This window comes from Amycolatopsis sp. Poz14, from assembly GCF_006704225.1.
In the GTDB taxonomy this organism is placed as follows: Bacteria; Actinomycetota; Actinomycetes; order Mycobacteriales; family Pseudonocardiaceae; genus Amycolatopsis; species Amycolatopsis nivea.
This window is the reverse complement of sequence record NZ_JACLHD010000001.1, coordinates 6,705,066-6,730,822: the sequence shown is the minus strand read 5'-3', so window position 1 is coordinate 6,730,822 and position 25,757 is coordinate 6,705,066. Positions and strand designations below refer to the sequence as shown.

16 protein-coding genes are annotated in these 25,757 nt (G+C 69.4%); 9 read left to right on the top strand and 7 right to left on the bottom strand.

What is annotated here, in order from left to right:
• Positions 1–59 precede the first annotated feature (59 nt).
• Positions 60–2,330, bottom strand: coding sequence for an FdhF/YdeP family oxidoreductase (locus tag FKO37_RS31455; RefSeq protein ID WP_238606840.1), 2,271 nt, complete (start codon positions 2,328–2,330; stop codon positions 60–62).
• A 212-nt stretch (positions 2,331–2,542) separates the two neighbouring features.
• Here FKO37_RS31455 and FKO37_RS31450 point away from each other — a divergent pair, with 212 nt between their 5' ends.
• Genes FKO37_RS31450 through FKO37_RS31440 form a run of 3 tightly spaced genes read left to right on the top strand, consistent with a single transcriptional unit; the run spans position 2,543 to position 4,409 of the window.
• Complete coding sequence (locus FKO37_RS31450) at positions 2,543–3,760, top strand: CdaR family transcriptional regulator (RefSeq protein ID WP_238606839.1); 1,218 nt, start codon at positions 2,543–2,545, stop codon at positions 3,758–3,760.
• Between the two features lie 2 nt (positions 3,761–3,762).
• Positions 3,763–3,945: a hypothetical protein gene (locus tag FKO37_RS31445; protein ID WP_238606838.1), complete on the top strand. Its 183-nt coding sequence runs from the start codon at positions 3,763–3,765 to the stop codon at positions 3,943–3,945.
• Positions 3,942–4,409, top strand: a complete 468-nt coding sequence (locus FKO37_RS31440; protein ID WP_238606837.1) for a CBS domain-containing protein — start codon at positions 3,942–3,944, stop codon at positions 4,407–4,409. The genes FKO37_RS31445 and FKO37_RS31440 overlap by 4 nt, the downstream gene beginning before the upstream one ends.
• On the opposite strand, the gene FKO37_RS31435 is transcribed toward FKO37_RS31440, so the two are convergent.
• The 6 genes from FKO37_RS31435 to FKO37_RS31410 all read right to left on the bottom strand — a co-directional run bounded on the left by FKO37_RS31435 (position 4,390) and on the right by FKO37_RS31410 (position 12,895).
• The gene (locus tag FKO37_RS31435; RefSeq protein WP_238606836.1) at positions 4,390–6,741 is read right to left on the bottom strand and encodes an alpha-L-fucosidase; all 2,352 of its coding nucleotides are present in this window, start codon (positions 6,739–6,741) and stop codon (positions 4,390–4,392) included. The two genes, FKO37_RS31440 and FKO37_RS31435, sit on opposite strands and share 20 nt — an antisense overlap.
• Before the next feature lie 202 nt (positions 6,742–6,943).
• Positions 6,944–8,530, bottom strand: a complete 1,587-nt coding sequence (locus FKO37_RS31430) for a glycoside hydrolase family 13 protein (RefSeq protein WP_238606835.1) — start codon at positions 8,528–8,530, stop codon at positions 6,944–6,946.
• 49 nt (positions 8,531–8,579) lie between these two features.
• A complete protein-coding gene (locus FKO37_RS31425; protein WP_037812911.1) occupies positions 8,580–9,449 on the bottom strand; it encodes a carbohydrate ABC transporter permease in 870 nt (289 codons plus the stop codon).
• Complete coding sequence (locus FKO37_RS31420) at positions 9,446–10,420, bottom strand: carbohydrate ABC transporter permease (RefSeq protein WP_037812909.1); 975 nt, start codon at positions 10,418–10,420, stop codon at positions 9,446–9,448. Before FKO37_RS31420 ends, FKO37_RS31425 begins: the two co-directional genes overlap by 4 nt.
• Positions 10,398–11,777 carry an ABC transporter substrate-binding protein gene (locus tag FKO37_RS31415; protein WP_238606834.1) on the bottom strand — a complete coding sequence of 460 codons (1,380 nt, stop codon included), beginning with the start codon at positions 11,775–11,777 and terminating at the stop codon, positions 10,398–10,400. Before FKO37_RS31415 ends, FKO37_RS31420 begins: the two co-directional genes overlap by 23 nt.
• A gap of 110 nt (positions 11,778–11,887) precedes the next feature.
• Complete coding sequence (locus tag FKO37_RS31410) at positions 11,888–12,895, bottom strand: LacI family DNA-binding transcriptional regulator (RefSeq protein ID WP_037812904.1); 1,008 nt, start codon at positions 12,893–12,895, stop codon at positions 11,888–11,890.
• 356 nt (positions 12,896–13,251) lie between these two features.
• On the opposite strand from FKO37_RS31410, the gene FKO37_RS31405 reads away from it, so the two are divergent.
• The 6 genes from FKO37_RS31405 to FKO37_RS31380 all read left to right on the top strand — a co-directional run bounded on the left by FKO37_RS31405 (position 13,252) and on the right by FKO37_RS31380 (position 25,657).
• Positions 13,252–16,836: a discoidin domain-containing protein gene (locus FKO37_RS31405; protein WP_238606833.1), complete on the top strand. Its 3,585-nt coding sequence runs from the start codon at positions 13,252–13,254 to the stop codon at positions 16,834–16,836.
• Positions 16,837–16,910: 74 nt separating this feature from the next.
• Positions 16,911–20,579 (top strand): CARDB domain-containing protein, encoded by a 3,669-nt coding sequence (locus tag FKO37_RS31400; RefSeq protein ID WP_238606832.1) that lies wholly within the window; start codon positions 16,911–16,913, stop codon positions 20,577–20,579.
• A gap of 155 nt (positions 20,580–20,734) precedes the next feature.
• Positions 20,735–21,019 carry a DUF1905 domain-containing protein gene (locus FKO37_RS31395; protein WP_037813387.1) on the top strand — a complete coding sequence of 95 codons (285 nt, stop codon included), beginning with the start codon at positions 20,735–20,737 and terminating at the stop codon, positions 21,017–21,019.
• Positions 21,020–21,134: 115 nt separating this feature from the next.
• Positions 21,135–23,267: a N,N-dimethylformamidase beta subunit family domain-containing protein gene (locus FKO37_RS31390; RefSeq protein ID WP_238606831.1), complete on the top strand. Its 2,133-nt coding sequence runs from the start codon at positions 21,135–21,137 to the stop codon at positions 23,265–23,267.
• Positions 23,268–23,295: 28 nt separating this feature from the next.
• Complete coding sequence (locus FKO37_RS31385; protein ID WP_238606830.1) at positions 23,296–24,318, top strand: LLM class flavin-dependent oxidoreductase; 1,023 nt, start codon at positions 23,296–23,298, stop codon at positions 24,316–24,318.
• Between the two features lie 220 nt (positions 24,319–24,538).
• Positions 24,539–25,657, top strand: a complete 1,119-nt coding sequence (locus FKO37_RS31380; RefSeq protein ID WP_238606829.1) for a cobalamin-independent methionine synthase II family protein — start codon at positions 24,539–24,541, stop codon at positions 25,655–25,657.
• The last annotated feature ends 100 nt before the right edge of the window (positions 25,658–25,757 follow it).

The following is a 25,757-nucleotide window of genomic DNA, read 5'->3' as shown; positions in this document are numbered from 1 at the left end:
GCGCAGTTGCCGCCACCCGGGCGCGGTGCTGGTCCGCGCCCCGTGCCGAACCACGGCGCTCAGGCGGAGCGTTCGACCGTGACCTTGAGATGCTTCATCAACGGCTGATCGCTCTGCGTGCTGTAATCACCAATCGCGCACAACACGTTCATCTCCGGCATATACCCCGCCGCGCACCCGCGCGGGATGTCGTACGGGATTGCCCGGTACCGCTGCACCGAACGCGTTGTCCCGTCCTTCGCCGTGGCCGTGATGTCCACCTCGTCGAACTCGCTCAGCCCCCGGTCCCGCATGTCCTCGGCGTTCAGGAACACCAGCGTGCGGAGATTCTTGATGCCGCGGTACCGGTCGTCGTCCGAATAGATCGTCGTGTTCCACTGGTCGTGCGAGCGCATCGTGCCCAGCGCCAGCGTCCCGGCGGCGGGGACCACGTCCGGCAGCTCCGCGGTGGAGAACTCGGCCCGTTCGGACGGCGTGTGGAAGACCCGTTCGCGCGCGGCCTGGTGGATGCGGAAGCCCAGAGGCTGCCGGACCCGCGTGTTGAAATCCTCGAAACCGTCCAGCACCCGCGCCATCGTGTCGCGGATCCGGTCGTAGTCGCCGACATAATCCGCCCATGGCGTCGGGCTTTCCGGCAGCGTCGCGCTCGCCATCCCGGCGATGATCGCGGGTTCGGACAGCAGGTGCGGCGAGGCGGGCTTCTTCATGCCGGTAGACAGGTGGACCATGCTCATCGCGTCCTCGACGGACGTCGACTGCAGCCCGGCCGTCTGGAAGTCTTTTTCGGTCCGGCCCAGGCAGGGCAGGATCAGCGCCTGCTTGCCGTGTTCGAGGTGGCTGCGGTTGAGTTTGGTGCTGACCTGCACGGTCAGCTCGCACTTGCGCAGCCCGGCCGCGGTGTAGGGCGTGTCGGGTGCGGCGAGGGCGAAGTTGCCGCCCATGCCGACGAATACGCGCACGTCGCCGCGGTGCATCGCTTCGATGGTGCCGACCGTGTCGAGCCCGTGGTGGCGCGGCGGGTCGATGCCGCAGACCTCGGCGAGCTTGTCGAGGAACTCCGGCGCCGGGCGGTGGTCGATGCCGCAGGTGCGGTTGCCCTGCACGTTGCTGTGCCCGCGCACCGGCGACGGGCCGGTCCCGGGGCGGCCGATGTTTCCGCGCAGCAGCAACAGGTTCACGATCTCGCGGACGGTGTCCACGCCGTGCTCGTGCTGGGTCACGCCGAGGCACCAGCTGATGACCGACCGGTCGGCGTCGCGGTAGATCTTCGCCGCCGCGCGGATTTCGGACTCGGTCAGCCCGGACTGCCGCTCCAGTTCGGCCCAGGACGTGGTTTCGCAGACGATCCGGTACTTCTCGACGCCGCTGGTGTAGGTCTCCAGGAACTCCGAGTCGATTGCCCCGGGATCGGTCTCGGCCATCTCGAGCAGGGCTTTCGCCATGCCGCGGATGAACGCCAGGTCGCCGCCGATGCGCGGCTGGAGGTTGAGCGTGGACGTCGGGGTCGCCTGGAAGGTCGCCATCCGGACGAAGTCGTGCGGGATGATCGTGCGCGTGGCCCCGGCCTCGACCAGCGGGTTGACGTGCACGATCTGCGCGCCGCGCCGGTGCGCTTCGGCGAGCGCGGTGAGCATCCGGGGCGCGTTCGACGCCGCGTTCACGCCCATGATGAACAGCGCGTCGGCGGCCTCCCAGTCGTGGATGTCCGCGGTGCCCTTGCCGGTGCCGAGGGCGGCCTGCAGCGCGCGGCCGCTCGCCTCGTGGCACATGTTCGAGCAGTCCGGCAGGTTGTTCGTGCCGAACTCCCGCGCCCACAGCTGGTACAGGAAAGTCGCCTCGTTGCCGAGCCGTCCGGAGGTGTAGAACGCCGCCTGGTCCGGGGAGTCGAGACCGCGCAGCGTCGCGCCGACCAGCTCGAACGCCTTGGCCCACGAGATCGGCACGTACCGGTCGGTCTTCTCGTCGTAGCGCAGCGGTTCGGTGAGCCTGCCCTGCGCCTCCAGCGCGGTGTCGCTCCAGCCGTCCAGTTCGGACACGGTGTGCGCGGCGAAGAATTCCGCGCCGACGCGTTTCCGCGTCATCTCCCAGGTGACGTGCTTGATCCCGTTTTCGCAAATGTCGAGATGCAGGCCCTTGGTGTCGTCCGGCCACGCGCAGCCCGGGCAGTCGAAGCCGCCGTTCTCGTGGTTCATCTTCACGATCGCGCGCGGTCCGGCGACGAGTTCCCGTTCCCGGACGAGGAACTGCGTCACGCTTTTCGCCGCGCCCCAGCCCGCGGCCGGGTGGTGGTATGGCTTGAACTCCGGCTGGCCCTCGCGCTGCTCGTCCACCGTAACCCTCTCGACCGCGTCTGTGCTTCCCTGTCGATTCAAGCACGACGGCCCGCTCCGGGCATCCGGGCGGGGAATGCGAACAGGCTTATTGTGGAGCGCGACAAACATTTCTGTGCCGGTCCACAAAATGCGCGGGAAAACGGAGAACGTTTCCCCGGGAGGGAAATCCGCGCGGGCGGCCGCTCCGGGACGCGGGTACGATCCCGGACGTGGCCGACCGGGAGGAAAACGCTGTGCGGACCGCCGCCCTGACCGAACTCGTCGCCTGGGCCGACGAACGGCTGCCCCGGCTGATCGACGACGTCTGCTCGGCGAGCTGCGAGCGGATCGGGATGTACCGGGACGAGAAGATCGTCCCGCGCGCCGACCTGCACCGCTCGATCGCGGTGAACCTCCGGTTCATGGTCGACGCGCTCGGCGGCGGCGAGGCGCCGGACCAGCGCGCGCCGAAGGAGACCGGCCGCCGCCGGGCGCACCAGGGCGCGCCGTTGCCCGAGGTGCTGCAGGTGTACCGGATCGCCTGCGCGATGCTGTGGGACCTGCTCGTGGGCCGCGCCCGCGAGACCGGGAGCACCGACGTGCTGATCGACGTCGCGAGCCTGTTGTGGCAGGTCACCGACGAGCACGCGGTCCGCGTCACCGAGGCGTACCGGGCGGCGAGCGCGGAACTGCTGGTCGCGCAGCAGCGGCGGCGGTCCGCGCTGGCCGAAGCGCTGCTGACCGGCGCGCGCGGGTCCGATTCCGGGCCGTGGGAGGCGGGACGGCTGCTCGGCCTGTCGCTGGACGGCAAGCTGACCGTGGTCGCCGCCGAGACGCGCGGGCTGGCCGAAGAAAGCCTGGTCGGCGTCGAGCGGCGGCTCGGCCAGCTCGGCATCGTGTCGGCGTGGCATCTGTCGCCGACGCTGCAGGCCGGCGTGGTGTCGCTGCGCGAGGAGCAGTACGACACGATGCTCGGCCTGCTTCGCGAACTGGCGCTGGCCCGCACCGGCGTCAGCCCGCTGTTCCGCTCGCTGACCGAAACCCCGCGCGCGGTCCACCTGGCGCGCACGGCGCTGTCCGGCATCCCGCCCGAGCGGGGCGAGGTCCGCGCGTTCGACCCGAGCCCGCTGGCCGCGTTCGTCGCCTACGACCCGGACGAGGGCCGCCGCCTGGGGGAGCAGGTCTTCGGGGCGGTGCTGGAACTGCCCGCCGAGGAACGCGACGTGCTGCTGGAGACGCTGGACGCGTACTTCGCGCACGGCGGCTCCTCCGAACGCGCGGGGCAGGTGCTGCACTGCCACGCCAACACCGTCCGGTACCGGTTGCGCCGGATCCGGGAACTGACCGACCGGACGCTGACCGATCCGCGGGACCTGGCCGAACTGGTCACGGCGATGCAGGCGCTGCGGGTCGATTCGGTGCGCTCGATCGATTCTCTTGGGAGCTGACGATGTCTGATGAGTGGTACTACAACACCCGCACGAACGAGGTCGAGCGCGGCCGCCAAGCGCGCGGCGTCGACCGGCTCGGCCCGTACCCGGACGAGGCCACCGCGCGGCGGGCGCTGGAACTGGCGCGCGAACGCACGAAGGCGGAGGACCAGGCTGACGCGGAGTGGAACAACCCGCAGTGACGGAACCGGATTTCCGCGGCGCGTCGACCGTCGGCGAGGCGATGCTCCGGGCGCCGAAGGTGCTCGACGCGTCGGCGACGGTCGGCGAGGTGCGCGCGCTCTTCGCGGACGATCACGTGCACGCCGCACTGGTCGTTTCCGGGGGAACGCTGCTGAGCGTCGTGGAACGGCCGGATCTGGACGGGCAGCCGGACGCGCTTCCGGCGTACCGGGCGGGCCAGTTGACCGGCCGGGTCGTGACCCCGGAAGCCGACCTGTACGCGACGTGGCTGAGGATGTCGCGGCGCAGGCTGGCGGTGGTGGACGCGAGCGGCCGGTTGCTGGGGCTGCTGTGTCTGAAGCGCAGCGGCCGCGGATTCTGCTCGGACGCCGACGTGGCGGCCCGTGCGCAAGACCGGGAGAGCGGTTGCCGGGGCGGCCCGTCGCGGACCGCCCCGGTGAGTTTCAGCGCCAGTCCACTTTGAACACCCACGCGTGCTTCCCCGCCGCACGCGCCGCCGCCGGAACGTCGATGACCAGCCGGCCGTCGCTCTGGCTCCAGTGCAGCGGACCGCCGTAACCGAGCATGCTCACGCGGTCGCGGCGGCGGATCGGGACCGGGGCGTCCACCACGAGCTGCGAGCCGGGCGCGACGAGCGACATGACGTAGAACGCCGAACCGGGCCGCACGGTGAACCGCAGGTCGCCGAGCTGCGCCATGCGCGACCAGTACGTGGTGCCGTAGATCGCTTCCCCGTTCGTGCGCAGCCAGGCCCCGGTCTCGCGCAGCCGCTGCTGCATCACCGCCGGGATGGTGCCGTCGAAATCGGGGCCGATGTCCAGCAGGAAGTTGCCGTTCTTCGACACCACGTCGACCAGCGTGTGCACCACGTCGTCGGTGGTCATGTACTTGTCGTCCGGCGTCGCGCGGTTGTAGCCGTAGGAGAACGGATCCAGGCCCCGGCTCGACTCCCACTTCGCGACGACTGTGTTCGGGTACGTCGTGTACTCCGGCGTGGTGAAGTCGTGGTCCGGGATGCCGCCGCGGTCGTTGTACGTGACGTCCTTGGGGCGACGCCGGTTCTTGGCCCGGTTGAAGTACTCGGTGAGCACTTCGCGGCTGTCGTTCACGCCGCCGATGTCGAACCACAGCACGTCCGGGTCGAAGCCGGAGATCAGCTCCAGCACCTGCGGCGCCTGCAAGTCCTTCACGAAATCGCGTCCGGCGGTGTACCCGGTGTAGGGCAGCGGCGCGCCGGTGTACGGATTGCGCGGCGCGTGGCCCATCCACGGGTTGTCCGGGTTGAACCATTCCGGCAGCGAGAAATACAGGCCGTTGCGCAGGCCCGGCGTGTACTTGCGCGAGGCGGCGAACAGGTCGGCGACGAGGTCGCGGCGCGGGCCTAGCTTCTTGGCGTTGCGGCCGCTGACTTTGGTGTCCCACAAGGCAAAACCGTCGTGATGCTTGGACGTGAGCACGTAGTACTGCGCGCCCGCGTCCTCGATCAGGCGCACCCACGAACGCGGATCGAACCGGGCGGCGGTGAACTTCGGGATGAAGTCGTCGTAGACGAACGATTCGCCGTAGGTCTTCGCGTGATAGGCGTAGGTCGCTCCGTGGGGATCTTGCTGGTTGTTCCAGTACCACTCGGCGTACTGCTGCCCGACCGGAGCCCACGCGGGCACCGAGTACACGCCCCAGTGGATGAAGATGCCGAATTTGGCGTCGCAGAACCAATACGGCGCGCGGTGCGTGGACAGCGACGCGTCGGTCGGCCGGAAATCCGGGATGCCGAGCGGCACCGGCAGGGTCCGGGTGGCGATCGTCGACCGGTCGGCGAGCACCCGGATCCGGCCGGTCGCCGGAGTCCCCGCGGGCAGGCCGCGGTCGGCGGTGAGGCCGAGCCGCACCGTGGTCTGTTCGCCGGGCGCGAGGCGGGGGATCGGCGCGGGCGTGCGCACCCGGCCGCCGGGTACGTCGAGCGTGACGGTGATCCGGTCGCGTGTTTCGAGCCAGACGGTGCCGGTGTTGACGATCGTCGCCTCGACGGCCTGCGGACCACCGTCCTGCAGCAGGTTCGCGGTCGCCCGGGCGTCGAGGACCGTCGCCGAACGGCCTTGCGCGATCGGCTGCAGCGTCAAGGCGAACACGTGCAGGCTCGCCACGTTCACCGCCGGTGCGGCGGTCTTGGGCAGAGTCAGCGCGACCGCCTCGCGCGCCGGGTCGATCCACACCTGCGCGGTGCTGATCGACACCGGGTTCTGGTCGGTGACGCCGCCCGGGCCGTAGCGGAAGGTCGAGACGACAGCGCCGCCGGAGCCCCACCAGTCGGAGCCGGACAGGGTGGCGGTGCTGGTGCTGCCGTCGGCGTAGTGGACGGTCGCGTCGCCTCCGGTGCTGCCGTAACTGCACGCGACGAGGAACGCGGCGCCGTAGTACCGGCCTTTCGGCAGGTCGATGCGCTGGCCGAGCGCGATGACGTTGTTCTTCGCCCCGGCGGCCGCCGAGCCGAGCAGATACGGCACGCCGCCCGCGGTGACCGTGCTGCCCGCCGGGATCTGCTCCGCCGGGAAGGTGTAGCCGGAGCCGTCGAAGTTCCCGTCGTGCGCGCTCGCGGAGTCGATGCCGTCGTTGTCGAACCACGCGTCGAGCGGGACCGGCACCGGCGGGGGCGGCGGCACGACCGGCGTGCCCGTCGCGTCCGTCAACACCGGCTGCGCCGGCCCGCCCGCCGCTGCCGCGGTGCTCGGCAGTCCGAGCAGCACCGCGCCGCCGAGTGCCATGCCGAGTGCGTGCCGACGAGGATAGGTCGTCATGGAACCTCCACAGTGAAGTCCAGTGGTCCGATGCCTAGCGCGGAATTTCTCGATCATCCGGGGAATCAGGGCAAGTGAGTGGCCGATACATCTGATGAATCATCGTCGGCGCGCACTGGGGTGCTGTCAAGGAGATCCCGCTCAGCGGAGCACCGCGAAAAGCCGACCACCGCAGCGGTGATCGGCTTTTCGCGAGCGAGGGTCAGGAGCGCAGCCAGACCGCCGTGTCCGTCGGCAGTTCGGCGGTCACCGGGTCGCTGGCCAGCAGGATTTCCGCGTGCGGCGGCAGTGCGACCGGGGCACCGGAGAAGTTGAGGACGAACGTGAATCCCGGCCCCCGGCGGAAAGCCAGCACGCCGTCACCCAGCGAAAGCCACTCGAGCTCCCCGCTGAGTTCCGCGCGCAGCCGCAGTCCGGCGCGGTACAGGCTGAGCATCGACGCCGGGTCGCCCGCTTGCGCTTCCGCCGTGTACGCCTGCCATTCCGCGGGCTGCGGCAGCCATGCGCCGCCGGGGCCGAAGCCGAACGGCGGCGCGTCGCCGGACCACGGCAGCGGCACCCGGCAGCCGTCCCGGCCGGGGTCGGCGCCGTTCGTGCGCGTCCACACCGGGTCCTGCCGCAGTTCGGCGGGAATGTCCTCGACCTCCCACAGCCCCAGCTCTTCGCCCTGGTAGACGTACATCCCGCCGGGCAGCGCCATGGTCAGCAACGCCGCCGCGCGGGCGCGCCGGGTGCCCAGCACCAGGTCCACCGAACTGCCGTGCAGCCGGTCCGCGAACGAGAACCCGGTGTCGCCCGCGCGCCCGTACCGCGTGACGTGCCGGGTGACGTCGTGGTTCGACAGGACCCAGGCGGGCGGCGCGCCGACGGCGTCGTGCGCGTCCAGCGTCCGCTCGATGACCTCCCGGAAGCGCGCGGAGTCCCACGGGCAGACCAGGAAATCGAAGTTGAACGCCGAATGCAGTTCGTCGCGGCGCAGGTACCGCGCGGTGCGGGACATGTCCGGCAGCCACATCTCGCCGACCAGCACGCGCTCGCCCGGGTAGCTGTCGGCGATCTTGCGCCACGACCGGTAGATCTCGTGCAGCCCCTCCTGATCGGAGAACGGCGTCTCGTCGCCCGCCTCGACGTCCGGCAGCCGCGCGTCCTTCACCAGCCCGTCGGCGACGTCGATGCGGAAGCCGTCCGCGCCGCGGTCGAACCAGAACCGCAGGACGTCCTCGAACTCCGCGCGCACGTCCTGGTTGTCCCAGTTGAAATCCGGCTGCCGCGAGCTGTAGAGGTGCAGGTACCACTCGCCGTCCGGCACCCGCGTCCAGGCGGATCCGCCGAAGCGCGACTTCCAGTTGTTCGGCGGATCCGCGCCGTCCGGACCGCGGCCCGGGCGGAACCAGAACCGTTGCCGCTCAAGCGAACCCGGACCGGCGGCGAGTGCCTCGCGGAACCAGCGGTGCTCGTCGGAACAGTGGTTCGGCACGATGTCGATGATCACCCGCAAGCCGCGTCCGTGCGCCTCGGCGATCAATGCCTCGGCCTCGGCGAGCGAACCGAAAAGCGGGTCGATGTCGCGGAAATCGGCGACGTCGTAGCCGCCGTCGTCCATCGGCGACGGGTACCACGGGGTGAACCAGAGCGTGTCGACGCCGAGCGCGGCCAGGTGGTCGAGCCGGGCGCGGACGCCGGCGAGATCGCCGATGCCGTCGCCGTTGCCGTCGGCGAAACTGCGGACGTAGATCTGGTAGATCGCCGCGGTGCGCCACCAGCTGTCTTGTCTTCGCGATGCGGTCACGGAAAAAACCCTCCTCGTGGTGGGGGAAAGCGAGAGGTGCGGGACGGGCTCAGCCCTTGAGCCCGCCCGCGGTGAGCCCGGACAGGATCTGCCGCTGGAACACCAGGAACAGCGCCACCATCGGCAGGCTGGCGAGCACCATCCCGGCGGTCAGCACGTTGAGCGGCATGTCGATCGCGACTCGTTGCAGCATCACCGAAAGCGTCTGCTTGCCGCTGTCCGGGAACACCAGCAGCGGCCAAATGAAGTCCTTCCACGCGGTGACCACCGCGAGGATCGACACCACGGCCAGGATCGGCCGCGAGATCGGCAGCACGATCCGCCACAGCGTGCGCACCGGTCCGGCGCCGTCGAGCCGCGCGGCCTCGATCAGCTCGTCCGGGATCCGGTCGAAGAACCGTTTCAGCACGTAGACGTTGAACGCGTTCGCGGCGGCAGGCAGCCAGACCGCGGCGGGCGAGTCGATCAGGTTCAGGTGCAGCAGCGGCAGATCGGTGATGGTGACGTAGGTCGGCACCAGCAACGCGGCCGCGGGCAGCATCAGGGTGGCGAGCATGATCCCGAGGACGGCGTTGCCGAACTTCGGCCGCAGCTTCGACAGCGCGAAGGCGGCGGGCACGTCGATGGCCATCTGCGCCAGCCACGCGCCGCCCGCGACGACCAGGGTGTTGAGGAAGTACTTGCCGAGGTTCAGCTGGTCCCAGGCCTCGCCGAAGGTCTCCGGATGCCACTCGTGCGGGACGAGGGTCGCCGGGGTCTGCGCCAGTTCCTGGGGCGTCTTCATCGCCCCGGTCACCGCCCAGTACAGCGGGAACAGGAAGGCGAGCACGAACACCAGGAGCGTGCAGGCGAAAACGACGCCGTAGACCACCTTGCCGCGGCGGCTGCGCAGCGCGCCGGGCGAGACGAGCGTCCTCATGCCTGGTCCGCCTTCCTGGTCAGCCGGACGTACAGCGCCGAGAACACTCCGAGCGCCAGGAACAGCAGCAGGCTCATCGCGCTCGCCGAGCCGAAGTCGTTGTAGACGAAGGCATAGCGGTAGAGCAGCAGGAGCACGGTCACCGTCGAATCGTCCGGGCCGCCGCCGGTCATCACGTACGGTTCGGTGAACACCTGCATGGTCGCGACGATCTGCAGCAGCAGGAGCATCAGCAGGACGAACCGGGTCTGCGGGAACGTCACGTGCCGCAGCCGCTTCCACATCCCGGCCCCGTCGAGTTCCGCGGCCTCGTACAGTTCGCCGGGGATCGTGCCGAGCGCGGCCAGGTAGATCAGCGTGGTGCTGCCCATGTTCGCCCAGGTCGAGACGAACACCAGCGACAGCATCGCGGTGCCGCTCGAATCGAGCCACTGCGGCCCGGACAGGCCCACCGCGCCGAGCGCGGAGTTGAACAGGCCGGAACCCGGGTCGTAGAACCACTTCCACATCAGCGCGGTCACCACCGGCGGCAGCATCACCGGCAGGTACACCGCGAGCCGGAAGAACGCGCGGGCGTGCCGCATCTCGTTGAGCAGCACCGCGGTCAGGAACGGGACCGCGAACCCGAAAACCAGCGCGAGACCGGTGAACAGCAGCGTGTTCCGCCAGGCGACGCCGAACAGCGGGTCCGCGAACAGCCGGGCGAAGTTGTCGAGCCCGACCCAGGTGGGCGGGTTCACGAAGTCGACCTGCTGGAAGCTCAGCAGCACTCCGCGCACGATCGGGTACCAGGAGAACATCGCGAACACGACCAGCGCGGCGCAGAGCAGGCCGTAGGCGGTGAGGTTCTCCTTGAGCTTGCGGCGCAGCCGGGCCCGGCGCCGCGCGGCGGGGGAGGCGGCCGGTCGCCTGGCCGGCGACGAGGACGTCGCGGGCCAGGCGAGGAGGCTACTTGACCTGGGCGAGGACACTGGTGACCTTCGCCGCGGCGGACGAGAGCTGCTGGTCGATATTCGCGTTCCGATCGGTGAGCACCGCCTGCATCACGCTGTCCAGGATCGCGTAGACCTGCTGTGCGTTCGGCGGTTCGACGCTGCCCTTGATCGTGCCTGTGGAGTCCACATAGGACTGGTAGTTCCGCGCGGGGACGTTGGCGTACTTGGCCTTCAGCGCCAGCTGCTGGTCGCGCACCGCGCCCTGCCAGACGTCCGGAGTCGGCTCGGCCGGGAGCCCGACCGGCTGCTTGCCGTCGACGTACTGCTTGATGTGCTTCTCGAACCGGTCCGGGTTGAGGTACTTCCACTGGATCCACTCGAGACCGGCCTTGATCTTCTCCGGCGACGCCTTCGGGTTGATCATGTAGCCCTCGCCGCCGAGCAGCGTGCCCTTGCCGTCCGGCATCCCGGCGATGCCGTAGTCCGCGTACTTGCCGTTGAACTGCTTGACGAGCACGGGGACGTTGTCCGGGGCGGCCATGTACATGCCGAGCTGGCCCGCGCCCATCATCCGCTGCACGTCCTGGGCCTCCAGCAATTGCTTGCTGCCCATGGAATCGTCGGTCCAGCGCAGGTCGTGGAGCATGGTGAGCGCGGCTTTGCCTTTTTCGTTGTCGAAATCGGCGACCCATTTGCTGCCGTCCTTGCGCGCGACGGAGCCGCCCATCGACGCGAGCCAGCCGGTGAGGTGCCAGCCGCCCTGGTTGTTCTTGCTGTAGTCGGCGTATCCGACGATTCCGTTGCCCAGCGCGGAAATCTTCTTGGCCGCCGCGCGCACCTCGTCCCAGGTCCGCGGCGGCTTGTCCGGGTCGAGCCCGGCCTTCTGGAACAGCGGGCGGCTGTAGAGCAGGCCCATCGTGTAATTCATCGTCGGCAGGCCGTAGAGCTTGCCGTCCGGGCCGCGGAAATTGTCGAGCAGTTCGGGTTTGAGGTCGTTGATGTGCGGGACTTTCTTGACCGCTTCGGTGATGTCCGCGGCCTGGTGCCGGGCGATGATCTGCGCGGGATCGGTGAAGTAGACGTAGTAGACGTCTTCGAGCTGCCCGCCCGCCAGCTTCGCGCCGAACGTCTTCGGGTCCATGAACCCTTCGTGCGGTTCGATGCGGATATTCGGGTGCGTCGCCTCGAATTCCTTGACGTCGGCGTCGAACACGCCGCGTTCGAACGGCTGGCTCGTCGGCGGCTGGCCGGTGACGGTGATGGTGACCTTGCCCCCGGCCGAGCTCCCCGGATCGCCGCCGCCCCCGCACGCGCTGGCGCCCAGGAGCAGGCCCGCCGCGGCGAGCAGGGCGAACGTCCGGCGGGGAACGGCGGGGGACCAGGGTCTGCTCATCTCAAGCCTCATCTCGCGGGGGAGCACAGCAGGTGATGGCGGTCACCCTAGAGCCGCGGACGGCGTCTCCGCAAGAATCAGATGAGAATCTGCAATTTATGGACAGCCACTCACGCCGTCCGGCGGGCGGTGGACCCGCGCACCACCAGTTCCGGCGCGAACAGCAGCTCCTCCACCGCGACCTCGCCGCCGTTGATGCGTTTCACCAGCAGTTCGACCACCGCCCGGCCCATCGCCTCGATCGGCTGGCGGGTCGTGGTCAGCGGCGGGTCGGTGCAGTTCATGAGCGCCGAGTCGTCGTAGCCGACCACCGAAATGTCGCCCGGCACGGACAGCCCCTGCCGCCGGGCCGCGCGGATCGCGCCCAGCGCCAGCGGATCGCTCGCGCACAGCACCGCCGTGGCGCCGCGCGGGTACAGCCGGGCGGCGGCCGCGTGCCCGCCTTCGATGGAGAACATCCCGTGCTCCACCAGTTCGTCGAGCACCGGGAGCCCGAGTTTCGCGGCGTGCACCCGGAACGCCTCGAGCTTGCGCCGCGACGGCACGTGGTCGCTCGGCCCCAGCACCAGGCCGATCTTTTCGTGGCCGAGCGAGCTCAAGTGCCCGACCGCCTGCTCGACGGCCACCGCGTCGTCGCACGACACCTGCGGCAGCCCGAGGTGGTCGACCGCCGCGTTGATCAGCACCGTCGGCAGCCGGCGTTCCACGAGGTGGTGGTAGTGCGTGTGCGCGGCGTCGGCCTGCGCGTACATCCCGCCGGCGAACACCACGCCGGACACCTGCTGCTGCAGCAGCATCTCGACGTACTCCGCCTCCGACACCCCGCCCGCGGTCCGCGTGCACAGCACCGGCGTGAAACCCTGCTGCGCCAGCGCGTTGCCCATGACCTCGGCCAATGCCGGGAAAATCGGGTTCTGCAGCTCGGGCAGCACCAGCCCGACGAGCCGGGCCCGCTCGCCGCGCAGCTGCGTCGGCCGCTCGTAGCCCAGCACGTCCAGCGCGGTGAGCACGGCGGCCCGGGTGCTCGCGGACACCCCGGCCTTGCCGTTGAGCACCCGGCTGACCGTGGCTTCGCTGACCCCGACCTGGCGGGCGACTTCGGCAAGACGACGTGTCATGAGTGAAAGTTACCGCAAACCAGCGCAAGTTTCCGACGAGGCGGGCGGTTTGCTTGCTCTCCCGGTGAAACCGCTGGTCGCGCACGCCGCGGATCGACGAACGGCGTTGACTTACCGGCGACGGTCGGCTGTAATTCTTGAACGAATCAGTGAAAATACCTGACGAGATCCCGGGCAATCGCGCCAGCGTCCTGCCCAGCCTCAACGAAGAGGTGCCATGCCGACTGCTCCGCGCTGTTCTCGTGCGCCCCCGGACCCGGCGCCCCGCCGGTCCGCTCCCTGGTCCCCGCCGTCCCGCGCCACGCGGGGCGCTTCTGCCCGAGTCGTCTCCCTCCTCCTTGGATCAGAGGAACCCCATGAGAACGAAGCGACTGCTCGCGCGCGCCGCGATCGCCGCCCTGTCCCTGCTCCTGACCGCGCCCGCCTGGCCGGCGAGCGCCGCGCCGCCCCTTGCCGCCAGACCAGCTGTCCAGCCCGCCGCCCAAGCCGCCACCGCGACGTACACCGCGAGCAGCCAGCTCCCCGGCTATCCCGTCGCCAACGTGGGCGACGGCAACCAGGCCACCTACTGGGAAAGCACGAACAACCAGTTCCCGCAATGGATTCAGGCCGATCTCGGCGCCGCGACGAACGTCGCCCAGCTCGTGCTCAAACTCCCCGCGAACTGGGAAGCCCGCACCGAAACCTTCGCGGTGCAGGTCAGCGCGAACGGAGCGAGCTTCAGCGACCTCGTGCCGTCGGCCGGTTACCGGTTCGACCCGGCGACCGGCAACACGGTCACGGTGAACGTCACCGGCAACACGCGCTACGTCCGGCTGAACATCACCGCCAACACCGGCTGGCCCGCCGCGCAACTGTCGGAATTCGAGGTGCACGGCCCGGCGGGCGGCGACACGCAGCCGCCGTCCGCGCCCGGCAACCTCGCCTACACCGAACCGGCGAGCGGCCAGATCCGGCTGACCTGGTCGGCGTCCACGGACAACACCGGTGTCACCGGCTATGACGTGTACGCCAACGGCCAACTCCGCGGCAGCGTCGCGGGGGATGTGCTGACGTACACCGACAATCAGCCAGCCAGCGCGAGCGTCGCGTATTACGTCCGGGCTCGCGACGCGGCGGGCAACCAGTCGGCGAACAGTGCCACCGTGACCCGCAACGGCACCCAGAGCGGCACGAATCTCGCGCTGCACAAGCCGATCACGGCCTCGTCGACCCAGCAGACCTACGTCGCGGCCAATGCGAACGACGACTCGGCGACCACGTACTGGGAGGGCAGCGGGGCGTACCCGAACCTGCTGACCGTCGCGCTCGGCGCGCACGCCGACCTCGACCGGGTCGTCGTGAAGCTCAACCCGGACCCGGCGTGGAGCACGCGGACGCAGACGATCGCCGTCGAGGGCCGCGACCAGGGAGCGACTGACTTCACCACGCTGGCGCCCGCGCAGCCGTACACCTTCGACCCGGCGAGCGGCAACCTCGTGACCATCCCGGTCAGCGGCCGGGCCAGCGACGTCCGCCTGCGCTTCACCGCCAACTCCGGCGCGGGCGGCGGCCAGGCGGCGGAATTCCAGGTCTTCGGCGTGCCCGCGCCGAACCCGGACCTGACGGTCTCGGCCGTGTCCTGGACGCCGCAGAAACCGGTGGAGACCGACGCGATCACGGCGTCGGCGACCGTCCGCAACGCCGGGACGGCCGCCTCGGGCGCGACCGAGTTCAACCTGTACCTGGGCAAGACGAAGGTCGGCACGGCGGCGGTCGGCGCGCTCGCGGCCGGAGCGTCCGCGACGGTGTCGGCGGACATCGGCGCCCGGGACGCGGGCAGTTACGACGTGACCGCGAAGGTCGACGAGGCCAACACCGTCGTCGAGCAGAACGAGGACAACAACTCCTACACCAGTTCGGCGCCGCTGGTCGTCAGCCCGGTGCAGAGTTCCGACCTCGTCGCGGCCACCGCGTGGTCGCCGAACAATCCGGCGGCGGGCAACACGGTGGCCTTCACCGCGACCCTGCGCAACCAAGGCACAGTCGCCTCGGCGGACGGTGCCCACGGCGTCACGGTCACGGTCGCCGACCAGAATGGGACGGTCGTCAAGACGTTGAGCGGTTCCTCCGCCGGTGTTCTCGCGCCCGGAGACACCGCATCGGTCAACCTCGGGAACTGGACCGCCGCGAACGGCCGGTACACGGTGAAGACCGTCGTCACGAACGATGCCAACGAGCTTCCGGCTAAGCAGGGCAACAACACCAGTACGCAATCGCTGTTCGTCGGCCGCGGCGCCAACATGCCGTACGACATGTACGAAGCCGAAGACGGCGTCGTCGCGGGCGGTGCGGCGGTGATCGGTCCGAATCGGACGATCGGCGATCTCGCGGGCGAGGCGTCGGGCCGCAAAGCCGTGACGCTGAACGCGACCGGCTCCTCGGTCGAGTTCACCACGCGCGCGGCGACCAACACGCTCGTCACCCGGTTCTCGATGCCGGACGCCGCGGGCGGCGGCGGGCAGAACTCGACGCTGAACGTCTACGTCGACGGCACGTTCCTCAAGGCCATCGACCTGACCTCGCATTACGCGTGGCTCTACGGCGCCGAAGCCTCGCCGGGCAACTCGCCGGGCGCCGGACCGGCCCGCCACATCTACGACGAGGCCAGCATGCTGCTCGGCACGACGGTCCCCGCCGGGCACAAGATCAAACTGCAGAAGGACGCCGCTAACAGCTCGAACTACGCGATCGACTTCGTGAACTTCGAGCTCGCCGCCGCGACCGCGAACCCGGATCCGGCGCACTACGCGGTCCCGGCCGGGTTCAGCCAGCAGGACGTGCAGGCCGCGCTGGACAAAGTCCGCCAGGACCCGAATCTGACCGGCGTCTACCTTCCGGCCGGGCAGTACCCGATGACGAGCAAGGTCACCGTGTACGGCAAGCCGGTCACGGTGCTCGGCGCCGGGCCGTGGTTCACCAGGTTCACCGCGCCGACCGGGCAGGAGAACACCGACATCGGATTCGACGCCCAGACCAGCGCGAGCGGGTCGACCTTCAGTGGGTTCGCCGTGTTCGGGAACTACACGTCCCGCATCGACGGCCCGGGCAAGGTCTTCAACTTCACCGGCGTCACGAACATGACCATCGACAACATCTGGGTGGAACACCAGATGTGCCTGCTCTGGGCGACCAATGTGGACAACTCCACGGTGAAGAACTCCCGCATCCGCGACACCTTCGCCGACGGCGTCAACTTCACCAACGGCAGCACCGGAAACCACGTCACGAATAACGAGGCCCGGTCCACCGGCGACGACAGCTTCGCGTTGTTCGCCGCCACGGACCTCAACCAGGGCAACCAGTACGACAACGTGTTCGAGAACCTCACCGTGCTGCTTCCGTGGCGCGCGGCGGGCATCGCGGTGTACGGCGGGTACAACAACACCTTCCGGAACCTCTACATCGCGGACACGCTGACGTACTCCGGGATCACGCTCAGCTCGCTCGACTTCGGCTACCCGTTCCTCGGGTTCGGCCCGCAGCCGACGACTGTCCAGAACGCCTCGCTTGTCCGCACCGGCGGCCATTTCTGGGGCAAGCAGACGTTCCCGGCGATCTGGATGTTCTCCGCGTCCAAGGAGTTCCGCGGCATTCGGGTGTCCGATGTGGACATCCAGAGCCCGACCTACAGCGGCATCATGTTCCAGACCAAATACGACGGCAGCCAGCCGGAGAACCCGGTCCAGGACACGGTGCTGACGAACGTGTCGATCAGCGGGGCGCACCGCAGCGGCGACGAGTTCGACGCCAAGTCCGGCATCGGGATCTGGGCCAACGAACTGCCCGAACCCGGCCAGGGCCCGGCGGTCGGGTCGGCGACGTTCACCGGCCTCGCGTTGAGCGACAACGACCAGGACATCCGGAACACGACGACCACGTTCACGATCAACCGCAGCTGAGCGCGCGGGTGCCCGTCCGGTCCTCCCGGCGGGCACCCGCCCTTTCTCCCCGTCCCCGCGAAAGAAGAGATGCCATGACACGCATGCGTTTGTCCCGGCTCGTCACCGGATTCCTCGCCGCAGGGCTCCTCGCGGCAGGCCTCACCCCCGCCGCCGCGGCCGGCGGCCCCTCGCCAGGTCCGGCTCCGAACGCCGCCGACGTGCCGTTGACGCGCACGGTCTCGGCGAGCAGCGTGCAGCCCGGCTACCCGGTCGCCAACGCCTTCGACGGCAACCAAGCCACCTACTGGGAATCGGCCAACAACGCCTTCCCGCAGTGGATCCAAGCCGACCTCGGCTCCGTCAAGCCGCTCTCGCGGATCGTGCTGAAACTGCCTTCCGCCTGGGAATCCCGCACCCAGACGCTCACCGTGCGCGGCAGCGCGGACGGCACGTCGTTCACCGACCTGGTCCGCTCGACCGGCTACACGTTCGCCTCCGGCACGGTGACCATCCCGGTGACCGCGTCCGCGCGTTACGTACGGCTGGACGTCACCGCGAACACGCAGTGGCCCGCCGCGCAACTCTCGGAGTTCGAGCTGTACGGCCCGGACACCGGCGACACGCAGGCACCGACCGCACCCGCGAACGTGACGCTGACCGAACCCGCCTCCGGGCAGGTCAAGCTGACGTGGTCGGCGTCGACCGATGACGTCGGCGTCACCGGCTACACCGTCTACCGCGACGGCACGCCCGTCACCACGGTCACCGGCACCGCGTTCACCGAGAACCGGCCGGCGGGCACGCGGATCGAGTACTTCGTCCGCGCCAAGGACGCGGCCGGGAACGAGTCCGCGGACAGCAACCACGTCGTCCGGGCCGGGACGCAGACCGGCCAGAACCTCGCCGCGGGCAAGCCGATCGAAGCGTCCTCGACGGTCGGCGCGTTCGCGGCCGCCAACGCGAATGACAACAACACGGGTACTTACTGGGAGTCTTCCGCAGGCTACCCGAACACCCTGACAGTAAAGCTCGGCGCCGACGCAGACCTGTCTTCCGTCGTCGTGAAGCTCAACCCGGACCCGATCTGGGGCGCGCGGACGCAGAACTTCGAGATCCTCGGCCGCGCCCAGGGCGCAGGGGAGTTCACCACGCTGTCCGCACGAGCCGACTATCGCTTCGACCCGGCCGCCAACCAGAACATCGTGACGATCCCGGTCACCGGCCGCGCCTCGGACGTGCAGCTGCGGTTCTTCGCCAATTCCGGCGCACCCGGCGGACAGGCCGCCGAATTCCAGGTAATCGGCACGCCCGCGCCCAACCCGGACCTGGTCGTCACCGACACGACCTGGACCCCGTCGAACCCGACGGAAAGCAGCGACCTCGCCGTGTCGGCGACCGTGCGAAACGCGGGTTCGGCCGCTGCCGCCGCGACGACGGTCAACGTCAGCCTGGGCGGCACCGTCCTCGGGTCCGCGCCGGTCGGTGCACTCGCCGCCGGAGCGTCCACCACGGTGACCGTGCAGGCGGGCAAGCGACCGCAGGGCACCTACCGCGTGGCCGCCACCGTCGACCCGGGCAACTCGGTGATCGAGCAGGACGAAACCAACAACACGTTCACCGCGCCGACGCAGCTGGTGATCGCGCAGGCCCCGGGACCGGACCTCGAGGTCACCGGCATCACGTCGAACCCGCCGAACCCGGCCGTCGGCGCGCCGGTGTCGTTCACCGTCGCCGTGCACAACCGCGGCACGAGCGGCGCGGGAGCCTCGGTGACCCGGCTGACCGCCGGTGAAACCACTCTGAACGGCGACACCCCCGCGATCGCAGCCGGGGCCACGGCGAACGTCGCGCTGGCCGGCACCTGGACCGCCGCGAACGCGACCCTCACCGCGACGGCCGACGCGACGGACACGGTCGAGGAAACCAACGAAGCCAACAACACGCTTTCGCAAGCGATGGTGGTCGGCCGAGGCGCAGCGCTGCCGTACGTGGAGTACGAAGCGGAAGCCGCGCAGTACCAAGGCCAACTGCTGGAGACCGATCCGCTGCGCACGTTCGGGCACACGAACTTCGCCACCGAATCGTCCGGCCGGAAGTCCGTGCGCCTGGCGAACCAGGGCCAGTACGTGGAATTCACCTCGACGAACCAGGCGAACTCGATCGTGGTCCGCAACTCGATCCCGGACGCGCCCGGCGGCGGGGGACAGGACGCGACGATCAGCCTGTACGTCAACGGCGCCTTCGCGCAGAAGCTGAACCTGTCGTCCACGCACAGCTGGCTCTACGGCACCACCGACGATCCCGAAGGCCTGACGAACACTCCTGGCGGCGACGCGCGGCGGCTGTTCGACGAATCGCACGCGTTGCTGACGCAGTCGTACCCGCCGGGCACGAAGTTCAAGCTGCAACGCGACAACGGCGACTCCGCCGCGTACTACGTCATCGACCTGATCGACCTCGAACAGGTCGCACCGGCCCTGCCGAAACCGGCCGGGTGCACGTCGATCACCGACTACGGCGCCGTGCCCGACGACGGGATCGACGACTCGGCGGCGATCCAGCGCGCGGTCACCGACGACCAGAACGGCGTGATCAGCTGCGTCTGGATCCCGCCGGGCCAGTGGCGGCAGGAACGCAAGATCCTGACCGACGACCCGAACGTGCCCAACGGCGGCGGGCAGTACAACCAGATCGGCATCTCGAACGCCACCATCCGCGGCGCCGGGATGTGGTACTCGCAGCTGTACTCGCTGATCCAGCCGCAGGACGCGGGCGGCATCAACCATCCGCACGAGGGCAACTTCGGGTTCGACATCGACAAGAACGTCCAGATCTCCGACCTGGCGATCTTCGGCTCCGGCCGGATCCGCGGCGGCGACGGCGGGGCGGAAGGCGGCGTCGGGCTGAACGGCCGGTTCGGCACCGGCACGAAGATCTCGAACGTGTGGATCGAGCACGCGAACGTGGGCGTGTGGGTCGGCCGGGACTACAGCAACATCCCGGCGCTGTGGGGCCCTGCCGACGGACTGGAGTTCAGCGGCATGCGGATCCGCGACACCTACGCCGACGGCATCAACTTCACCAACGGCACCCGGAACTCGCGGGTGGTGAACTCGTCGTTCCGCACCACCGGCGACGATTCGCTCGCCGTCTGGGCGAACCAGTACGTGAAGGACCCGGCCGTCGACATCGCGCACGACAACGTGTTCCGCAACAACACCGTCCAGCTTCCGTGGCGGGCCAACGGAATCGCGGTCTACGGCGGGTACGGGAACAAGATCGAGAACAACCTGGTCTCCGACACGATGAACTACCCGGGCATCATGCTGGCGACCGACCACGACCCGCTGCCGTTCTCCGGGCAGACGCTGATCGCGAACAACGCCCTGTACCGCTGCGGCGGAGTGTTCTGGGGCGAGCAGCAGAAATTCGGCGCGATCACGTTCTTCGCCCAGGGCAAGGACATCCCCGGCATCGTGCTGCGGGACACGGAAATCCACGATTCGACCTACGACGGAATCCAATTCAAAACCGGCGGCGGCTCGATGCCGGACGTGACGATCAGCAACGTCAAGATCGACAAGTCGAACAACGGCGCGGGCATCCTCGCGATGAGCGGCGCCCGGGGCAGCGCGACGCTGTCGAACGTGACGATCACGAACTCGTCGGCCGGCGACGTGGTCCGCGAACCGGGCTCGCAGTTCACGATCACCGGAGGCCCAGTCCCGGCGGCGGCGCGGGGCCGGCGCGGGACGCGGTAAAGGGGGAGCGGTCCGGCGCTGGGACGGGTGACCGTTCCGGCGCCGGGCGTGCGCGAGCCAGGGTATTTCCGCGGATCCGCCGGTACCGTGTCGAAATCCCGCGGCCAGGTTCGTACCTCGAGGTGAACGTCCCGCCCGATCCGAAGGAGAACCCGATGAAGACCGGCGAACTCGACGAGAAATTCACCGCGACCCTGCGCAAGAGCCCGGCCAAAGGCGGCCACACGTACCTGATCTGGCCCGGGTCCGCGGAGTTCTTCGGCACCCGCGGCCTGGTTAAGGTCCGCGGCACCGTCGACGGCGAACCGTTCCGCAGTTCCTTCATGGCGCTCGGCGACGGCACCCACAAACTCCCGGTCAACGCCTCGCTGCGGAAAGCGATCGGCAAGGAGGCCGGGGACACGGTGACCGTCGTCCTGCTCGAACGCCTCGCCCGCTGAGCCGTTGGGCTGATCGGGTGGTAGTCCGGCCGCCGGGTAAACGCCCGGCGGCCGGGCGAGCGTTTACCCCATCAGACGTGTGCGAGGGGACGCACACCGAACTCCTGGGGGAGACATGGGGATTCTCAGCGGCCGTCCGGCATTGCCGATCGCCGAAGCGACAGAAGCACGTCCGGAAGCAGCGCTGGAAACCGGAGCGTTCGATCCGCACCAGCGCTGGAGCAGGCTCGTCGGCGGAGGCGACGGGATCGTCTACGCCGTGCAGGCGGACGGCGCCCTTTACTGGTACCGGCACCGGGGCTGGGCCACCGGCGCGTTCGACTGGGCCAACCAGGGCAGCGGGCTGCTGATCGGGTCCGGCTGGCAGGACTTCGTCACGGTGCTCGGCGATTTGAACGGCGTCCTTTACGGCGTGCGCGCGGACGGGACGGTGCTGTACTACCAGCGGCTCGTCACCAACCTGGACACCGGCGCGGGCAGTTGGGCCAACAACGGCACCGGGGTCGTCGTCGGGACCGGATTCAACGCCTTCCCGCGCATTTTCGGCGGCCCGGGCGGCGTCATCTGGTGCGTGGACGCCAACGGGATCCTGTACCGGTCGCGGCGGATCAACGGCACCTTCGAAACTCCGCAGGCGCTCGGCGACGGGTTCAACGTCGCGCGCTATCTGTTCTCCGACACCGCGAACGTCATCTACGCGGTCAGCGGCACCGGCGCGCTCACCTGGTTCCGCTACCGCGACGGCAGCGGATGGGCGAACAACGGGCAGCCCATCGCGATCGGCGACAACGACTGGTTCGAGCTGTTCCGCCGGGACCTGTTCTCCGGAGGCGGCAACGGCGCGGTCTACCTCATCCGGATCGACCACTCGACGGTGCCGGGCGACGACGGCGATCTCGTCGAACTGCGCCTCACCAACCACGAGACGGTCGACACCGACGGCGGGCCGCGCTGGATCAACAACGGCACCGGGATCGTCGTCGGGCACGGGTTCACCGTCGAACGCAGCGCCGGGCTGCAGGGGTACCCGCAGCAGCAGAGCGTGCCCGCCGGCGGGCGGGTGTCCATCGCGCTGTCGACGGCGTTCAGCACGGTCACCGCGCAGCTCGTGCGCGTCGCGCCCGGCGGGGACACCCCGGAGGCGGTCACCGGGACGACCACTGTCACCGGCGGCCTGCAGATGGTGGGCGCGAACTACCGGTCCGCCGGATGCGGCTGGGCCGAGCGCTACGCCGCGGACATCCCCACGACCTGGCCGTCCGGGGTGTACGCGGCGCGGCTGACCGGCCGGTTCGGCCGGGTGCAGCACATCCCGTTCGTGGTGCGGCCCGCGGCGCCCGCGCAGAAGATCGCCGTTGTCCTGCCGACCAACACCTACCACGCGTACAACGGCTGGAGCGGGCACGACCAGTACTCCGAGGGCCAGGACGGCGTCCGCCGCGTGATCTCGTTCCTGCGGCCCAGCTACACCTGGCTGATCGCGCCGAAAGGCCAGTACGACCTGGAGCTCTACAGCGATCTGGAACTGCTGCGCTGGCTGAGTGCCGAGCAGGTCGGGTTCGACTGCTACACCGACCACGACCTGCACACCGGCGGCTGGCTCGAGGACTACAGCGCCGTCGTGCTCGGCTCGCACCCGGAGTACTTCTCGATGGCCATGCGCACCAACCTGGCCGGCTACCTCGCGGCCGGCGGCAGCGTGATCGCCACCGGCGGCAACCAGATCTACGAACGCGCGGAGTTCGACGCCGCGGGCACCACGCTGACGTTCCGTGCCGCCGACGGCAGCCGCGACCTGTTCCTCGACCACTACGACCTGCCGGAGTCGCAGCTGCTCGGGGTGAATTTCGAGTACGACGGCTGGATGACCTTCGCGCCGTACCGCGTGTTGCGCGACCACCCGTTCCTGGCCGGGACCGGCCTGACGGTCGGCAGCGAGTTCGGCGCGCACGGCCGCAACGGCGCGGCGAGCGCCTGGGAGTTCGACACCCTCCAAGGCCTCGACGGCGAGGTGCCGCCGAGCGGGGTCATCGCGCAGGGCACGAACCCGACCGACCGCGCGGGCGCCGCGATGGCGTGCAAGGAACTGCCCGGCGGCGGGTTCGTGTTCAGCGCGTCGTCGCTGACGTTCAACGGCGCCGTCCGGGTGGACCCGGTGGTGGCGCAGGTGCTGCGGAACGTGGTCGACCGGGCACTCAGCCGTCCCGCACCGGCACATCTCGACGCCGCGGCGGCCGCCGGGGAATGAGACGGGGTAGTTGAACGTTTGACGATGCGTGAAGAACATTGGCTTCCTGTCGTTCGGCCACTGGTCGCCGAGCCCGCACTCCGAGACCCGGTCGGCCGCCGACTTCCTGCACCAGTCGATCGACCTCGCGGTCGCGGCCGAGGAGCTGGGCGTCGACGGCGCGTACTTCCGCGTGCACCACTTCGCGCGGCAGGCGGGCAGCCCGTTCCCGCTGCTCGCGGCCATCGGCGCGCGGACGTCGAAGATCGAGATCGGCACCGGCGTGATCGACATGCGCTACGAGAACCCGTTGTACATGGTCGAGGACGCCGGCGCCGCCGACCTCATCTCGCGGGGCAGGCTCCAGCTCGGCGTGAGCCGGGGATCCCCCGAGCAGGTGATCGACGGCTGGCGGTACTTCGGCTACGCCCCCGCGGAGGGCGAGACCGACGCGGACATGGCCCGCGACCGCGTCGAGGTCTTCCTGAAGCTCCTCGAAGGCGAGGGCTTCGCGAAGCCGAACCCGCGGCCGATGTTCGCCAACCCGCCGGGCCTGCTCCGGCTCGAACCGCACTCCGAGGGCCTGCGCGACCGCATCTGGTGGGGTTCGGGCTCGAACGCGACGGCCGTCTGGGCGGCGAAACTCGGCATGAACCTGCAGAGTTCCACGCTCAAGGACGACGAGACGGGCGAACCGCTGCACGTCCAGCAGCGCAAGCAGATCGAGGCCTACCGCGAGGCGTGGAAGGAGGCGGGCCACGAACGCGAGCCGCGCGTTTCGGTCAGCCGCAGCATCTTCGCGCTGACCAACGACCTGGACCGCGCGTACTTCGGCAGCGACCGCAACTCGCGCGACCAGATCGGCATGATCGACGAGAACACCCGGGCGATCTTCGGTCGTTCGTACGCCGCCGAACCGGACGAACTGGTGCGGGAACTGAAGGAGGACGAGGCCCTGCAGGCCGCGGACACCTTGCTGCTGACCGTGCCGAACCAGCTGGGTGTCGACTACAACGCCCATGTGCTGGAGAGCATCCTGACGCACGTCGCTCCGGAGCTGGGCTGGCGTTGAGCGCACGCTGACCGAGGGGGCGGCGGCTGGAACCGGCCGCCGTCCCCTCGGTTTTGTGCTGCTGGTGAAAATGCTTTTTGCACTGCGCCAATAAAGCGCTTTTCTCGTCGAAGTGCCGTGTCAACACTTTCGAACCGGTAATGGCTCGAAAGAAGGAGAACGGCGTTCTCCGGTGTTCCTTTCCTGTTCCGCTCCGTGCCGCCGCTTCTAGGCTCGCCGCATGACCATTCCTTCCGAACCCATCGGCAGCGTCCCGCGTTCGCCCGAATTGCTCGGCGCTCTCGCCGCGCGCCAAAGCGGGCAGCTCGGCGACGCGGCCTTCGCCTCCGTTCTCGACCGGGCCGTCCGCGAGACCATCGAAACGCAAGCGGAGCTGGGCGCGACCGTGGTCACCGACGGCGAGCAGCGCAAACCCAGCTTCGTCACCTACCCGATCGCGGGCTCGGGCAACCTTTCCGCGGACGGCGTCGTCATCCCGTTCGCCGACGGCCACCAGCGGCAGCTGCCCTGTTTGACCTCCGGGCCGTTCCGTTACCAGGAGCACGCCGAGCAGTATGTGCGGGCCGCGCGGCAGTGCACGAATATTCCGGTGAAACAAGCGGTTATCGCGCCTTCCGCGCTGTCGCTGCTTTACCCGGCCTCGGGCATCGACGGCTATTCGCGCGAGAAATTCCTCGAGGACCTGGTCGACGGGGCCGAGGCCGATATCCGCGGGTGCCTCGACGCGGGCGCGCACGTCGTCCAGCTGGATTTCACCGAGGGACGCCTGTCGCTCAAACTCGATCCCAGCGGTCAGGTGCTGCGCGATTTCGTCGAGCTGAACAACCGGGTCCTGGCGAGGTTCGGCGAATCCGAGCGGGCGCGCATCGGCGTCCACACCTGCCCCGGCGGCGACCTGGACTCGACGCACAGCCTCGACGTCGACTACGCCGACCTGCTCCCGACGCTGTTCCGGCACACCGTCGGCAATTTCTACGTCCAGCTGGCCAGTGAACCCGACCCGGACCGGGTCCTGCGCGTCATCGCGGATCAGCTCAGGCCGGGCGTCCGCGTGTTCGTCGGGGTGATCGACCCGATCGACCCGCGCGTGGAGACGGCCGAAGAGGTGCGCGACCGGGTTCTGCGCGCTGCTCGTCATATCCCGGTGGAGCAGCTCGGAACCTGTGACGACTGCGGCTTTTCCCCGTTCGCGGACGACCAGTCGACCTCGCGGCAGACCGCGTTCGCCAAGATCCGCGCGCGGCTGGAAGGCACCGCGCTCGCGGCGGAACAGCTCGGCGTCGGTTTTCCCGCTGCCCGCACTGGCCAGGATGCGCACCATGCCGCCGCTGTCGACTGATTATCGCGCGCGGTAAGGGAAATCGCCCCGCGGTCGCTACGCACCGTGTTTTTCCGTGCCTGGATCGGGGCAGGCGAGGGTACGGCCGAGGCGGCGGCGG